This is a genomic window from Saccharopolyspora aridisoli, assembly GCF_004348445.1.
In the GTDB taxonomy this organism is placed as follows: Bacteria; Actinomycetota; Actinomycetes; order Mycobacteriales; family Pseudonocardiaceae; genus Saccharopolyspora; species Saccharopolyspora aridisoli.
Genome location: NZ_SMKV01000047.1, coordinates 22514 through 36696, shown reverse-complemented (window position 1 = coordinate 36696; position 14183 = coordinate 22514). Strand labels below are relative to the sequence as shown.

Annotated in this window: 13 protein-coding genes; 1 reads left to right on the top strand and 12 read right to left on the bottom strand. The window is 70.2% G+C overall.

What is annotated here, in order from left to right; genetic code table 11:
• Positions 1-17: 17 nt before the first annotated feature.
• The 9 genes from E1161_RS24645 to pyrR all read right to left on the bottom strand — a co-directional run bounded on the left by E1161_RS24645 (position 18) and on the right by pyrR (position 10775).
• Positions 18-374, bottom strand: a complete 357-nt coding sequence (locus tag E1161_RS24645; RefSeq protein WP_132627119.1) for a hypothetical protein — start codon at positions 372-374, stop codon at positions 18-20.
• Complete coding sequence (locus E1161_RS24640; RefSeq protein ID WP_132627118.1) at positions 371-1453, bottom strand: serine/threonine-protein kinase; 1083 nt, start codon at positions 1451-1453, stop codon at positions 371-373. Before E1161_RS24640 ends, E1161_RS24645 begins: the two co-directional genes overlap by 4 nt.
• A gap of 336 nt (positions 1454-1789) precedes the next feature.
• On the bottom strand, positions 1790-2641 hold the full coding sequence (gene pyrF / locus E1161_RS24635; RefSeq protein ID WP_132627117.1) for an orotidine-5'-phosphate decarboxylase: 852 nt from the start codon (positions 2639-2641) through the stop codon (positions 1790-1792).
• 6 nt (positions 2642-2647) lie between these two features.
• A complete protein-coding gene (carB, locus tag E1161_RS24630) occupies positions 2648-5959 on the bottom strand; it encodes a carbamoyl-phosphate synthase large subunit (RefSeq protein ID WP_132627116.1) in 3312 nt (1103 codons plus the stop codon).
• Positions 5960-6098: 139 nt separating this feature from the next.
• Positions 6099-7226, bottom strand: a complete 1128-nt coding sequence (gene carA / locus E1161_RS24625; protein ID WP_132627115.1) for a glutamine-hydrolyzing carbamoyl-phosphate synthase small subunit — start codon at positions 7224-7226, stop codon at positions 6099-6101.
• A 70-nt stretch (positions 7227-7296) separates the two neighbouring features.
• On the bottom strand, positions 7297-7818 hold the full coding sequence (locus tag E1161_RS24620; protein ID WP_132627114.1) for a PH-like domain-containing protein: 522 nt from the start codon (positions 7816-7818) through the stop codon (positions 7297-7299).
• Positions 7818-9116: a dihydroorotase gene (locus E1161_RS24615; protein WP_132627113.1), complete on the bottom strand. Its 1299-nt coding sequence runs from the start codon at positions 9114-9116 to the stop codon at positions 7818-7820. The genes E1161_RS24620 and E1161_RS24615 overlap by 1 nt, the downstream gene beginning before the upstream one ends.
• A 136-nt stretch (positions 9117-9252) precedes the next feature.
• Positions 9253-10185 carry an aspartate carbamoyltransferase catalytic subunit gene (locus tag E1161_RS24610; RefSeq protein WP_132627122.1) on the bottom strand — a complete coding sequence of 311 codons (933 nt, stop codon included), beginning with the start codon at positions 10183-10185 and terminating at the stop codon, positions 9253-9255.
• Positions 10185-10775 (bottom strand): bifunctional pyr operon transcriptional regulator/uracil phosphoribosyltransferase PyrR, encoded by a 591-nt coding sequence (gene pyrR / locus E1161_RS24605; RefSeq protein ID WP_132627112.1) that lies wholly within the window; start codon positions 10773-10775, stop codon positions 10185-10187. The genes E1161_RS24610 and pyrR overlap by 1 nt, the downstream gene beginning before the upstream one ends.
• A 288-nt stretch (positions 10776-11063) precedes the next feature.
• Between pyrR and bldD the strand changes: the two genes are divergently transcribed.
• Positions 11064-11552: a transcriptional regulator BldD gene (bldD, locus tag E1161_RS24600; protein WP_010311046.1), complete on the top strand. Its 489-nt coding sequence runs from the start codon at positions 11064-11066 to the stop codon at positions 11550-11552.
• Between the two features lie 394 nt (positions 11553-11946).
• On the opposite strand, the gene nusB is transcribed toward bldD, so the two are convergent.
• The 3 genes from nusB to E1161_RS24585 all read right to left on the bottom strand — a co-directional run bounded on the left by nusB (position 11947) and on the right by E1161_RS24585 (position 14155).
• Positions 11947-12399 carry a transcription antitermination factor NusB gene (nusB, locus tag E1161_RS24595; RefSeq protein ID WP_132627111.1) on the bottom strand — a complete coding sequence of 151 codons (453 nt, stop codon included), beginning with the start codon at positions 12397-12399 and terminating at the stop codon, positions 11947-11949.
• The gene (gene efp, locus E1161_RS24590; RefSeq protein ID WP_132627110.1) at positions 12396-12962 is read right to left on the bottom strand and encodes an elongation factor P; all 567 of its coding nucleotides are present in this window, start codon (positions 12960-12962) and stop codon (positions 12396-12398) included. The genes nusB and efp overlap by 4 nt, the downstream gene beginning before the upstream one ends.
• 83 nt (positions 12963-13045) lie before the next feature.
• A complete protein-coding gene (locus E1161_RS24585; protein ID WP_132627109.1) occupies positions 13046-14155 on the bottom strand; it encodes a M24 family metallopeptidase in 1110 nt (369 codons plus the stop codon).
• Positions 14156-14183 lie beyond the last annotated feature (28 nt).

Below are 14183 nucleotides of genomic sequence, written 5' to 3'. Positions count from 1 at the left end.
GGCGTTCAGGGGGTGGGTCAGCCGTCGCCGGCTCGTGACTCCTTGTCTCCGCTGCGGGGTCCCGGCGGTTCCACCGTCACGGTGACCGGGACCGAACCGGACGCCGGGATCGTGCGCACGTCCTCGGCGACCCGGTCGGCGGCGACCATGATGGACCCGGCGATGTCGGAGTCCAGCGCGCCGTCGGCGACCGCCTCGGCGATCTCGCGATGCAGCGCGGCGAGCGCGGTCTCGGTGTCCAGGCGGTTGTGCGCCAAGGCTGCGGCCTTCACCTCGGCGACGCGCGCGCTCAACCGCGCCCGCACCTGCGGGTCGTCACCGCAGCCGACCAGCACGAACCCGACCAGGAGCAGGACGGGCAGCAATCGGTTCATCCACGCACCAGCCTCTCCAGGTTCGCCAGGTCCACGGGCAACCGATCCACGCCGGGGCTTCCGGAAACCGGTGGTAATCCGGGCGTTTCAGATCTCTCGGTCCAGAATGCGACGATGAGCGCGGCCAGGGTCACCACCACCAGCAACCCGACCGCGATCGGTGCGGCGGGTGGGCGCGAGGGTTGCGGCTGGATCGGCATCGACTGCGTCAGCGGGCGGTGCGCCCGCTGCTGCGGGATGCGCGGCGGTGGTGCGGGCAGCGGCGGCGGGACTGGGGCGATGACCTCGGTGGTGCGGCCGTTGAGCAGGTCCCCGGCCTGCTCGGCGGTGATGCGGCGCGCCGGGTCGGCGGCGAGCATCGCCAGCAGACCGCGTCGCAGGCGAGCGGGAATGCCGAACGGGATCTGCGGCGGGCGGACCAGCCGCGCCACCGCGGCGTCCGGCCCGCCCGGGTACTCCACGCGGCCCGTCACGCACTCCAGCAGCACCAGGCCCAGCGCGTACACGTCCGCCGGGAACCCCACGTCACCACCGGAAACCTGCTCCGGAGCCATGTAGGTGGTGGTGCCGACGACCATGCGCGAGTCGGTCAGCCGGCCTGCCGCGTCGGCCAGTCGCGACACACCGAAGTCGGCCAGGTAGGCACGGCCGTCGTTGCCGATGAGGACGTTGGTGGGTTTGACGTCGCGGTGCACGACGTCGTTGCCGTGCACGTAGGCCAGCACGTCGGCGAGCTTGCCGCCGATGTCGGCGACGTCCTCGGCACGCATCGGCCCGGCCTCGGTGACGTCGGCCAGCGTGCCGCCCTCGATCAACTCCATGATCAGGAACAGCTCGTCCTCGTCGGCGCTGAAGTCGTGCACCGTCACCAGACCCGGGTGGCTCAGCCCCGCCAGGATCCGCGCTTCCTCCGCGAAGCGCTTGCGCCCCAGCTCATCGGTCGCCGAGCGGAAGACCTTGGCCGCGACCAACCGCTGCAGGCGGGTGTCCATCGCCCGGTGCACGTCGGCCATCCCGCCGCCACCGAGACGAGACCCCAACCGGTACCGCGCGCCCAGCAGCGGAGCATCGTCGGTCATCGAGCCAACCCTCCGAACCCCTCAACACAGCGACCCTAACGGGTGAAGATCACTCCGCGATCACCAGCTTGCACCCCCTCCAACGAGCCGACCGGACACGGGTGATCCCGGAAGAAATCCCGCTGCTCAAAGGACTCCGGCCACGACGGGGAGGTTCGGAGCGCCACCGAAGGGCGGCCAGCGACGATCACCCGAACGGAGCAGTTCACCCACATTTCGCGCGAAGTTCGATCAGCGCACCGCAGCTTCGCCGCGACTCGACGACAACGAGAGCTCGACGCGCAACACCCGTCCCCGGCGCGAGGCGTCGCGCCGGGGACGGGTGTTGCGCTCAGATCAGTCGTTGAGCTGGCGGTTGATCTCGTCCGCGAGGCGGGTGTGGGTGTCTCGCAGCGACTTCACCTCTGGGCCGTGGCGGAGGACGTCCCTCGACGTGGTCGGGAGGACGTGCGGCAGGGCGCGGCCGAAGACCCCCTTGAGATCTCGGACCGTGGCGCCCTGGGCGCCGAGGCCCGGGGCGAGGATGGGGCCGTTGAGGTCGGAGAAGTCCAGCTCCCCCGGTGGGATGGTGGCACCTGCCACCACGCCCACGTGACCCATCGGTTCCTTTCCCAGGTTGGTCTCCGCCGCGGAGTCCACGATGTACTGGCCGACGGTGTCGCCGCTGCCGTGGACCGACTGCTGCAGGCCCACGCCCTCCGGGTTGGAGGTGCGGGCCAGCACGAACACGCCCCTGCCGTTCTGCTCGGCCAGGCCGATGGCCGGGGCCAGCGAGCCGTAGCCGAGGTACGGCGAGACCGTGATCGCGTCGGTCGCCAGCGGGGCGCGCTCGTCGAGGTAGGCCATCGCGTAGGCCGTCATCGTCGAGCCGATGTCGCCGCGCTTGACGTCCAGCAGCACCAGCGCACCGGCCTGCTGCGACTCCGCGATCACCTTCTCCAGCACCGCCACGCCCGCCGACCCGTAGGCCTCGAAGAACGCCGACTGCGGCTTGAGCAGCGCCACCCGGTCGGCCAGCGCCTCCACCACGGTCATGGCGAACCGCTCCAGGGCCTGCGGGCTCTCCCCCAGCTGCCAGGCGTGCAGCAGCGACGGGTGCGGGTCGATGCCCACGCACAGCGGCCCGCGCCGGCTCACCGCAGTGGCGAGCCGGGCGCCGAAGCCGGCGCGCAGCGGAGTATCAGGCATCGTCGCTCACCGTCCCTGCCGCAGCGCGGCCTGCAGGGCCTGCAGCGGGCGGACACCGATGTTGCCCTGGATCGCGGCCTCGATGCCCTGCACCGCCGCAGCAGCGCCCTGCACCGTCGTGATGCACGGGACGTCGCGGGACACCGCGGCCGTGCGGATCTCGTAGCCGTCGACCCGCGGACCCGGGTTGCCGTACGGGGTGTTGATGATCATGTCGACCTCACCGGCCTTGATCAGGTCGACGACATCGCGCTCCCCCTCGACCGACTCGGTGTGCTTGGAGACCACGGTGGAGGTGATGCCGTTGCGCCGCAACACCTCCGCGGTCCCCTCCGTCGCCAGGACCTCGAACCCGAGGTCGGCCAGCCGCTTGACCGGGAACACCAGCGAGCGCTTGTCCCGGTTGGCCACCGAGACGAACACCTTGCCCGACGTCGGCAGCGAACCGTAGGCACCGGCCTGCGACTTGGCGAACGCCTGGCCGAACGAGGTGTCGATGCCCATGACCTCGCCCGTCGACTTCATCTCCGGTCCGAGCAGCGAGTCCACCCCGACGCCCTCGCGGGTCCGGAAGCGGTGGAACGGCAGGACCGCTTCCTTGACCGCCACCGGCGCGTCGACCGGCAGGTCAGCGCCGTCGCCCTCCTCGGGCAGCATGCCCTCGGAGCGCAGCTCGGAGATCTTGGCGCCCAGCATGATCCGCGCGGCGGCCTTGGCCAGCGGAGCGGCCGTGGCCTTCGAGACGAACGGAACCGTCCGCGACGCGCGCGGGTTGGCCTCCAGGACGTAGAGCACGTCGTCCTTGAGCGCGTACTGCACGTTGAGCAGACCGTGCACGCCCACACCGCGCGCGATGGCCTCCGTGGAGCGGCGGACCATCTCGATGTCCTGACGCCCCAACGTGATCGGCGGCAGCGCGCACGCCGAGTCGCCGGAGTGGATGCCGGCCTCCTCGATGTGCTCCATCACGCCGCCGAGGTAGATCTCGTTGCCGTCGCACAACGCGTCCACGTCGATCTCGATCGCGTCGTCGAGGAACTTGTCCACCAGCACCGGGTGCTCCGGCGTCACCTCGGTGGCGCGGGCGATGTAGTTGGCCAGCGACGCCTCGTCGTAGACGATCTCCATGCCCCGGCCGCCGAGCACGTAGGACGGGCGCACCAGCACCGGGTAGCCGATGTCGTCGGCGATCCGCTTGGCGCCCTCGAAGGACGTCGCGGTGCCGTACTGCGGGGCGGGCAGCCCGGCGGCGACCAGCACGTCGCCGAAAGCGCCGCGCTCCTCGGCCAGGTGGATCGCCTCCGGCGGGGTGCCCACGACCGGCACGCCCGCGTCAGCGAGGCGCTGCGCCAGGCCCAGCGGGGTCTGGCCGCCCAGCTGCACGATCACGCCCGCGACCGTTCCCGACCGCTGCTCGGAGTGCACGACCTCCAGGACGTCCTCGAAGGTCAGGGGCTCGAAGTACAGCCGGTCCGAGGTGTCGTAGTCGGTGGAGACAGTCTCCGGGTTGCAGTTGACCATCACCGTCTCGTACCCGGCCTCGCGCAGCGCCATGGCCGCGTGCACGCACGAGTAGTCGAACTCGATGCCCTGGCCGATGCGGTTCGGGCCCGAGCCGAGGATGATCACCTTCGGCTTCTCGCGCTGCTCGGTGACCTCCGACTCCGCCGCCGGATCGGACTCGTAGGCCGAGTAGTGGTACGGGGTTCTCGCCGCGAACTCGGCGGCGCAGGTGTCGACCGTCTTGTACACCGGTCGCACGCCCAGCCGGTGGCGCAGCGCGCGAACACCTTCCTCACCGGCCAGTTCCGGGCGCAGCGCGGCGATCTGGCGGTCCGACAGGCCCGCGCGCTTGGCGACCCGCAGCAGCGGGGAGTCCAGCACCGGGGCGTCGACGAGCTCGCGGCGCAGCTCCACCCACGCCGAGATCTGGTCGACGAACCACGGGTCGATGCCCGAGGCCTCGTGCACCTGCTCGACGGTGGCGCCGAAGCGCAGCGCGCGCTCGACGGTGTAGATCCTGCCGTCGTGCGCGGTGCGCATCTCCTCCAGAGTGGACTGGAGAGTGGCGTCGTCCGGGTCGGGTCTGGTCCAGAAGCCGACGGACTTGGTCTCCATCGAGCGCAGGGCCTTGCCCATCGCCTCGGAGAAGCTGCGACCCACGGCCATCGCCTCGCCGACGCTCTTCATCGTCGTGGTCAGCTCCTGGTCCGCGCCCGGGAACTTCTCGAAGGCGAACCGCGGCACCTTCACGACCACGTAGTCGAGCGTGGGCTCGAACGACGCCGGCGTCTCGCCGGTGATGTCGTTCTGGATCTCGTCCAAGGTGTAGCCGACGGCGAGCTTCGCGGCGATCTTGGCGATCGGGAAGCCCGTCGCCTTCGACGCCAGCGCCGACGACCGCGACACGCGCGGGTTCATCTCGATGACGACCATGCGGCCGTTCTTCGGGTGGATGGCGAACTGGATGTTGCAGCCACCGGTGTCCACGCCGACCTCGCGCAGCACGTCGATGCCGACGTTGCGCATGTGCTGGTACTCGCGGTCGGTCAACGTCATCGACGGCGCCACCGTCACCGAGTCACCGGTGTGCACGCCCATCGGGTCGACGTTCTCGATGGAGCAGATGACCACCACGTTGTCGGCGTGGTCGCGCATCAGCTCCAGCTCGTACTCCTTCCAGCCGAGCACGCTCTCCTCGATGAGCACCTCGTGCACCGGGGACTCGGACAGCCCGAAGGAGGCCATCCGCTCCAGGTCCTCCTCGGTGTGCGCCATGCCCGAACCCAGACCACCCATGGTGAAGCTGGGCCGGATGACCACCGGCAGACCGGACTCGGCGACGAACGAGCGCACGTCGTCCATCGACTTGCAGACCTTCGACGAGGGCACCTCGCCGCCGACCGAGCGCACGATGTCCTTGAACATCTGCCGGTCCTCGCCGCGCTGGATCGCGTCCACGTCGGCGCCGATGAGCTCCACGCCGTACTTGTCGAGCACACCGCGCTCGTGCAGCGCGATCGCCGTGTTCAGCGCCGTCTGGCCGCCCAGGGTCGCCAGGATCGCGTCCGGGCGCTCGGCGTCGATCACCTTCTCGACGAACTCGGGGGTGATCGGCTCGATGTAGGTGGCGTCGGCGAACTCCGGGTCGGTCATGATCGTCGCCGGGTTGGAGTTCACCAGCGAGACGCGGATGCCCTCCTCCCGCAGCACCCGGCACGCCTGGGTGCCGGAGTAGTCGAACTCGCAGGCCTGACCGATGACGATCGGCCCGGAACCGATGACCAGGACGTGCTTGATATCAGTCCTCTTCGGCATCAGCGCAGTACCGCCTCTCCGCGATTCGCAGTGGTGGTGACGTTCAGCGGCATCTCTCGTCTCGAGATCTCCGCGGGTCGCTCGACGTCACGTCCCCCTGAGATTCCGTTGTTCACGACTCGGCTTGGCACGACGCAGTTCATGACTTGCTCGATTCCGACATGAGGTCTACGAAACGGTCGAAGAGCGGTGCGGCGTCGTGGGGTCCGGCCGCCGCCTCGGGGTGGTACTGAACGGAGAAGGCCGGGCCGCCCAGCAGCCGCAAGCCTTCGACGGCGCCGTCGTTGGCGCAGTGGTGGGACACGATCGCGCGGCCGAAGTCGGTGTCGAACTCCTCGCCCGGCTCGCCTTCCACGGCGAAACCGTGGTTCTGCGCGGTGATCGCGACCCTGCCGGTCTCCTGGTCGATGACCGGGATGTTGATGCCCCGGTGGCCGTACTGCAGCTTGTAGGTGCCGCGGCCCAGCGCGCGACCGAGGACCTGGTTGCCGAAGCAGATGCCGAACAGCGGCAGCTTCCGGTCCAGGGCCTGGCGGGTCAGCTCGACCTGCGCGTCCGTGGTCGCCGGGTCACCGGGACCGTTGGACAGGAACAGCCCGTCCGGCGCGATCTCCAGGATCTCGTCCACCGTGGACGCCAGCGGCATCACGTGGATCTCGATGCCGCGCTCGGCCATCATCCGCGGCGTGTTCGCCTTGATGCCCATGTCCAGCGCGGCCACCGTGAACCGCTTCTGGCCCTTGGCCGGGATCACGTAGGTCTCGCCGGTGGTGACGTCACCCGCCAGGGACGCGCCGACCATCTCCGAGGAGTCCTTCACCGCGGCCACCATCTGCTCGTCCGAGACCAGCTCGGAGCCCGAGAAGATGCCGCCGCGCATCGCGCCCAGCTCGCGCACGTGGCGCGTCAGGGTGCGGGTGTCGATCCCGGAGATGCCGACGATGCCCTGGTTGGTCAGCTCGTCGTCCAAGCTGCGGGTGGAGCGCCAGTTCGACGGGCGACGGGCGGGGTCGCGCACGGCGTAGCCGGCGACCCAGATCTTGTCCGACTCGTCGTCCTCGTCGTTCCAGCCGGTGTTGCCGATCTGCGGCGCCGTCTGCACCACGATCTGCCGGTGGTAGGACGGGTCCGTCAGCGTCTCCTGGTAGCCGGTCATGCCCGTGGTGAACACGACCTCCCCGAGGGTGCGGCCCACCTTGCCGTAAGCCTCCCCGCGGAAGATCCGGCCGTCTTCCAGCACCAACGCGGCCGGTGTGTACGCGGTCATTTCTCCTCCTGTGCTGGCGTGGGGATGCCCACGCCCCGGTCGGTCGGATGAACAGCTGCGAGAACGTCGTTCATCCGTCCTCCGACTCGTTCGAAGTCGTGTGAGCGGGCAGCGATCGGATCGCCTCGACCCACTCGGTCTGCGCTTGCTTGTCGTCGCCTCGGAATCCGGTGTCCAGCAGTTGATCGCCGAGCCGCCAGGTGACCACCACCAGACCGGCCCCGGGCACGACCTTGTTGGCCAGCTTGTGGTCCAGCCGGGCGTCCACCACGGACTCCGCCGGGATCCACACCGCCGAAGCGCCGTCGCGCTCGATCAGCAGGCCGCTGGCGTGCAGGTGCGCGGTTCCGTTGGCGCGGTGCCCGATGTCGCCGACCGCGATGCGGTCCTGCCAGTCATCGGCGCTGGTCGTGCCGATGTACATGCCGGTGGCGGGGGTCAGGGTCTCGGCGCCGGGATCGGCCGGCCGCTCCGGGAAGGGAGGCAGCTCGGCCGCCTGTCGTCGGGCTCGGGCCAGCCAGCCGCGTCGCATCCCGAAGAACACCAGCGCCGCCAACGCGGCGAGCGCGAGCACCCACAACAACCGTTCCATCAGCGCCTCACCTTGCCTTCGTGCGCGGTCACCGCGCCGCGCAGCAGCGTCGCGACGACCCGACCGGGCAGCCGCATCCCCTCGAAGGGCGAGTTCTGCCCCAAGCTGGCCAGCTCGGAGGCGCGCACCGTCCACTCCGCGTCCGGGTCGACCAGCGCGAGGTTGGCGGGTTCCCCGACGGCGATCGGTCGTCCCTGTCCGGTCAGGCCGGCGATCTCAGCGGGACGCTCGGAGAGCACCCGCGCGACACCCCGCCAGTCCAGCAGGCCCGAGCGCACCATCGTCTGCGTCACGATGCCCAGCGCGGTCTGCAGTCCGAGCATGCCCGGCTTGGCCGCGGACCATTCGCAATCCTTGTCCTGGGCGGCGTGCGGGGCGTGGTCGGTGGCCACGCAGTCGACGGTCCCGTCCGCCAGCGCCCGGCGGAGGGCCAGGGCGTCGTCGTCGGTGCGCAGCGGCGGGTTGACCTTGTTGACCGGGTCGTAGGTCTCCAGCCGCTCGTCGGTGAGCAGCAGGTGGTGCGGCGTCACCTCGGCCGAGACGGTGCCATCGGTCTCGCGGCCTTTGAAGAACCTCAGCAGCTCGGCGGTGCCGGCGGTGGACACGTGGCAGACGTGCAGGGTTCCGCCGGTGTGCGCGGCCAGCAGGCAGTCGCGCGCCACGATGGACTCCTCCGCCGGAGCAGGCCAGCCCGCCAGGCCCAGCCGGGCCGCGTTCGGGCCCTCGTGCGCCTGCGCGCCAACCGTCAGCCGCGGCTCCTCGGCGTGCTGGGCGACCAGCCCGCCGAACGAGCGGGTGTACTCCAGCGCGCGGCGCATGAGCAGCGGGTCGTGCACGCACTTGCCGTCGTCGGAGAAGACCCGCACCTCGGCCGCCGAGTGGCGCATGGTGCCCAGCTCGGCGAGCTTGTCCCCCGCCAGGCCCACGGTCACCGCGCCCACCGGGTGCACGTCGACCAGGCCGACCTCGCGACCCCGGCGCCACACGTGCTCGACGATCACGGCGTTGTCGGCGACCGGGTCGGTGTTGGCCATCGCGAACACGGCGGTGTAGCCGCCCAGCGCGGCGGCCATCGAACCGCTCTCGATCGTCTCGGCGTCCTCGCGGCCCGGTTCGCGCAGGTGGGTGTGCAGGTCCACGAAGCCCGGCAGCACGACCGCGCCGCCGCCCTGCACGATCTCGTCGGCGTCGACGCTCAGGTCCGCGCCGATCTCGGCGATCGTGGTGCCCTCGACGAGCACGTCGACCGGCTCGCCCTCCCCGTAGGGACGGACGTCCTTCAGCAAGACCCGGCTCATGCGCCGCCCGCCTCTCCGCGATTCGCAGTTGTCGTTGCGCCGCCCCGCTCAACGTCGCGTTCCGCGGTTCCTCGCGGCTGGCTTGCGCCACGCCCCGAGGTGGGGTCGAGCACGGCTGGGGTTGCGACGGGACCACTCATGCGGCGAGCTCCTCTCCCGCCAGGAGGTGGTAGAGCACCGCCATCCGCACGTGCACGCCGTTGCCGACCTGCTGGGTGATGGCGGCGCGCGGCGAATCGGCCACCGCCGGCGCGATCTCCATGCCGCGCAGCATCGGGCCGGGGTGGAGCACGACCGAATGCTCGGGCAGCTTCGCCAACCGCTCCTCGTTGAGGCCGTAGGCGATCGAGTACTCGCGCGCCGACGGGAAGAACCCGCCGTGCATCCGCTCGGCCTGCACCCGCAGCAGCATGACCGCGTCCAGCTTGGGCAGCTCCGGGTCGAGGTCGTGGCGCACGTCGGCGCCCCAGTGCTCGATGCCGGTGGGCACCAGCGTCGGCGGCGCGATGAGCGTCACGTCGGCCCCCAGCGTCCGCAGCAGGTGCACGTTGGACCGCGCGACGCGGCTGTGCAGCAGGTCGCCCACGATGCCGATGCGACGCCCTGAGACGTCCCCCAGGCGCTCCCGCAGGGTCGCGGCGTCCAGGAGGGCCTGTGTGGGGTGCTCGTGCATCCCGTCGCCCGCGTTGACGACCTGCGTGCCGTCCTGCTCCAGCCAGCCGGCGAGCCGGTGGGCGGCGCCGGAGGCGGGGTGCCGGATGATCACGCAGTCCGCGCCGGCCGCCGCCAGCGTCAGCGCGGTGTCCCGGAGCGACTCGCCCTTGCCCACCGACGAGCTGCTGGCCGACACGTTGATCACGTCGGCGCTCATCCACTTCCCGGCGACCTCGAAGGACACCCGGGTCCGGGTGGAGTTCTCGTAGAACAGCGTCACCACGGTGCGCCCGCGCAACGTCGGGAGCTTCTTCACCTCGCGCCCCAGCAGCGTTTGCTTGAGCGTGTCGGCGGTGTCGAGGACGGCCGTCGCGTCAGCGGCGGACAGGCCCTCAGTGGACAGCAGGTGGCGCATCACACCCCCTCCTGTTCCTTGTGGATCATCACGCGGTCCTCGCCGTCGGTCTCGGACAGCCGGACGGCGACGTCCTCGCTGCGGGAGGTCGGGATGTTCTTGCCCACGTAGTCGGCGCGGATCGGCAGTTCCCGGTGGCCCCGGTCCACCAGCACGGCCAGCTGCACCGAGCGGGGACGGCCCTGGTCGCGCAGGGCGTCGAGGGCGGCGCGCACGGTGCGGCCGGAGAAGAGCACGTCGTCGACGAGCACGACCAGCTTGTGGTCGATGCCACCGGCCGGCAGGTTCGTGGGCTCCAGCGGTCGGTTGGGCTGGGAGCGCAGGTCGTCGCGGAAGAGCGTGATGTCCAGGGTGCCGACTGCAACCGTCACGCCGCTGAACTCGCTGATCTTGTCCGCCAACCGCCTGGCCAGCGGCGTTCCCCTCGTGGGAACGCCCAGCAGCACCACGGAACCGTCGCCGGTGTCCAGCGCGGTCTTCTCGATGATCTGGTGCGCGATTCGGGCTATCGTGCGCGCAACGTCACCGGCCGAGAGCAACTCCCGCTGCCCTGCCGGTTCCGCCGCGCTCGCCTGGTGGCGAGACGCCACGGTGCGACCTCCTTCTCCGCCTCACAGGACGGGTCCTTAAAGGATGGTGTGTGAGCTGCCCCGCAATCCGGGTTCGTGATGAACCTGCGCATCACCGGGCTACCCCGTACGCTATCAGCGACAACGGGTCAATCGACCGGGTGGTGTGTTGGCGCTCGCCACATCGGCACCGAAGACCAACTTGACCTGGTGACGCTCGCGAGCGAACATTACTCTCCGTATCGATCTGAGCTTTGCTCCCCGGTCGCCGTTATCGGCTGACGGGGCGAACGAACGGAGAAACGCCACATGGGCGACTACGCCAAGGCGCTGGGCAGCAAACTCCGCGCTATCCGCCAGCAGCAGGGTCTGTCGCTGCACGGCGTCGAGCAGAAGTCTGGCGGACGGTGGAAGGCCGTGGTCGTCGGGTCCTACGAGCGAGGCGACCGCGCGGTGACCGTGCAGAAGCTGGCCGAACTCGCCGATTTCTACGGCGTGCCGGTCGCGGAGCTGCTGCCCGAGGGCCGCGTGCCTTCCGGAGCCGAACCGGCCACGAAGGTCGTGATCAACCTCGAGCGCCTGCAACAACTGCCCGCCGAGAAAGTGGGTCCGCTGGCCCGCTACGCGGCCACGATCCAGAGCCAGCGCGGTGACTACAACGGCAAGGTGCTGTCCATCCGCACCGAAGACCTGCGGTCCCTGGCGATCATCTACGACATGACGCCGGGCGAGCTCACCGAGCAGCTCATCGACTGGGGTGTGCTTCCCCCGGAGGCGCGCCCTGCCCGCGAGGAGTGAAACAACACCGATAGGCGGACCGGGGCACCCTGCGGCGAGGCCGCGACGGGTGCCCCTGGGCTTTGAGGGCCTTCACCCGTTCGGTCGCCGGTCAAGCGCCCAGTGCTCGCTCAGGGCGACGACAGGACACCGCCGTTCGGTGAGAACCCCGTGAACGCGAAGGAGGGCACCTGCCGACAGGCAGGTGCCCTCCTTCACATCCATGGTTGCGGCAGGAGCGGCTGTTCCCAGGGCGGGTTCAACCGGCACCGCCGCGGGTCCTCCGGGGAGGACGCGCGACGCCGCGCATCGGCTGGCGCGCATCAGCAGTGGCGCCCGGTCCCGGAGGGCCGCTGCACGTCCCCGTTCGGGGTCCGCTGCGTGAACGCCGAGCGAAGCAACCGCACAACCACCCCTACTCGACCGGGGTTCCCTCCTTGGGGAGGGTCTTGCGGAGCCGGTCGCGGATGCCCGCCAGGCGTCCCAGGACGCCGTTGACGAAGCGCGGGGAGTCGTCGGTGGACAGCGCCCTGGCCAGCTCCACCGCCTCGTCCACGGCCACCACCGGCGGCACGTCGCCCTTCGGGCACCACAGCAGCTCGTAGAGGCCCAGCCGCAGCACTGCGCGGTCCACGACCGGCATCCGCGAGAGCGTCCAGCCCTCGATGTGCTGGGTGAGCAGTTCGTCGATCCGCTCGCGGTTCTCGTTCACGCCCTCGACGAGGGTGATCGTGTAGTCCGGGACCGGGGCCGTCTCAGGTGCACCGATCCGGTCCGACATGAGCGTGACGGCATCGGTCTCGCGCAGATCGGCCTCGTAGAGGAAATCGACCGCGCGCTTACGAGCCTTGCTGCGCGAGCCGCTCATTTGGAGTTGACGCGGCTGAGGTACCGGCCGTCGCGCGGGTCGACCTTGACCTTGTCACCGGTGTTCAGGAACAGCGGGACCTGGACCTCGGCACCGGTCTCCAGCGTCGCGGGCTTGGTGCCACCGGTCGAGCGGTCGCCCTGCACGCCGGGGTCGGTGTGCTCGACGACGAGCTCGACCGAGGCCGGCAGCTCGACGTACAGCGGAGCCTCCTCGTGCCGGGCGACGACGACCTGGCTGTTCTCCAGCATGAACTTCGCGGCGTCGCCGACGACGTCAGGGTTGACGTTGACCTGCTCGAAGGTCTCCGGCTCCATGAAGACGTAGTCGTTGCCGTCGTAGTACAGGTAGGTCATCTCGCGGCGGTCGACGTTGGCGGTGTCCACCTTCACGCCGGCGTTGAAGGTCTTGTCGACGACCTTGCCGGAGAGCACGTTCTTGAGGGTGGTGCGGACGAAGGCGCCGCCCTTGCCGGGCTTGACGTGCTGGAAGTTGACGACGGACCACAGCTGGCCGTCGAGGTTGAGCACCAGTCCGTTCTTCAGGTCGTTCGTGGAAGCCACGTGGGGGTTCTCCTGTGGTGATGGCTTGGTGTTGCGCCGGGCCGCGATGGAGTGCCGGCGAAATTCCGCGCACTCGTCATGCGTCAGACTTCGACGAGCTCTTTGGTCGTCAGGGTGAGGAGCTCCGGTGTGCCGGGCCGCACGACCAGTGTGTCCTCGATGCGGACCCCGCCACGCCCGGCCAGGTAGACGCCAGGCTCGACGGTGACCGCCATCCTCTCGGCGATTCTACCGTCCCCGCGCTGCGACAACGTGGGCGCCTCGTGGATCTCCAGCCCCACGCCGTGTCCCAAGCCGTGCAGGAACTGCTCGCCGTACCCCGCGTCGGCGATCACCTGACGGGCCGCGGAGTCGACGTCGCGGACATCGGTGTCGATCTTCACGGCCGCGCGGCCGGCCGCCTGCGAGGCGCGAACGAGCTCGTAGATCTCGCGTTGCCAGTCGGCGGACTTGCCCAGCACGACCGTGCGGGTCATGTCCGAGTGGTAGCCGTCGACCAGCGCGCCGAAGTCCATCTTGACGAAGTCCCCGTGGGCCAGCACCGCGTCGGTGGGCCGGTGGTGCGGGATCGCGGAGTTCGCGCCCGCGGCGATGATGGTCGTGAACGACGGACCCGCGGCACCGTTGTCCAGCATCCGGGTTTCCAGCTCGCGGGCCACCTCCAGCTCGGTGCGACCCGGGCGGAGGCCGCCGTGCTCGATGAGGTCGGCCAGCGCGCGGTCGGCGGCGGCGCAGGCCATCCGCAGCGCCTCGATCTCGGTGGCGTCCTTGACCAGACGCAGCTGCTCCACCATGCCCGGGGCCCGGACCAGCTCGGACTTGCCCGCGGCGTCGTCGAGCACGTCGCGGTCGTCCACGGTGACGTGCTGGGACTCGAAGCCGACCCGCCGGTAGTCGGTTGCCTCCTCGCCGAGGCGGTGGGCGATGGTCAGGTCGCTCGCCCGGTCGATGACGCGCTCCAGGTCCGCGACCTGCTCCTCGGCCTGCGTCAGGTAGCGGCCGTCGGTGCAGAACACGGTGCGGTCCTCGCCGCCGGGACCGTCGGCGGCGTGCACCACCAGCGCGGCGTTGGAACCGGTGAAGCCGGTCAGGTAGCGGATGTTGAGCAGATCGGTCACCAGCAGGGCGTCCAGGTCCCGCTCCCGCAGTCGGCTGCGGAGCGCGTCTCGTCGGTGGGCGTGCGTTTCGGACATGTGCCGGAGCCTAACTCGCAGGACACGG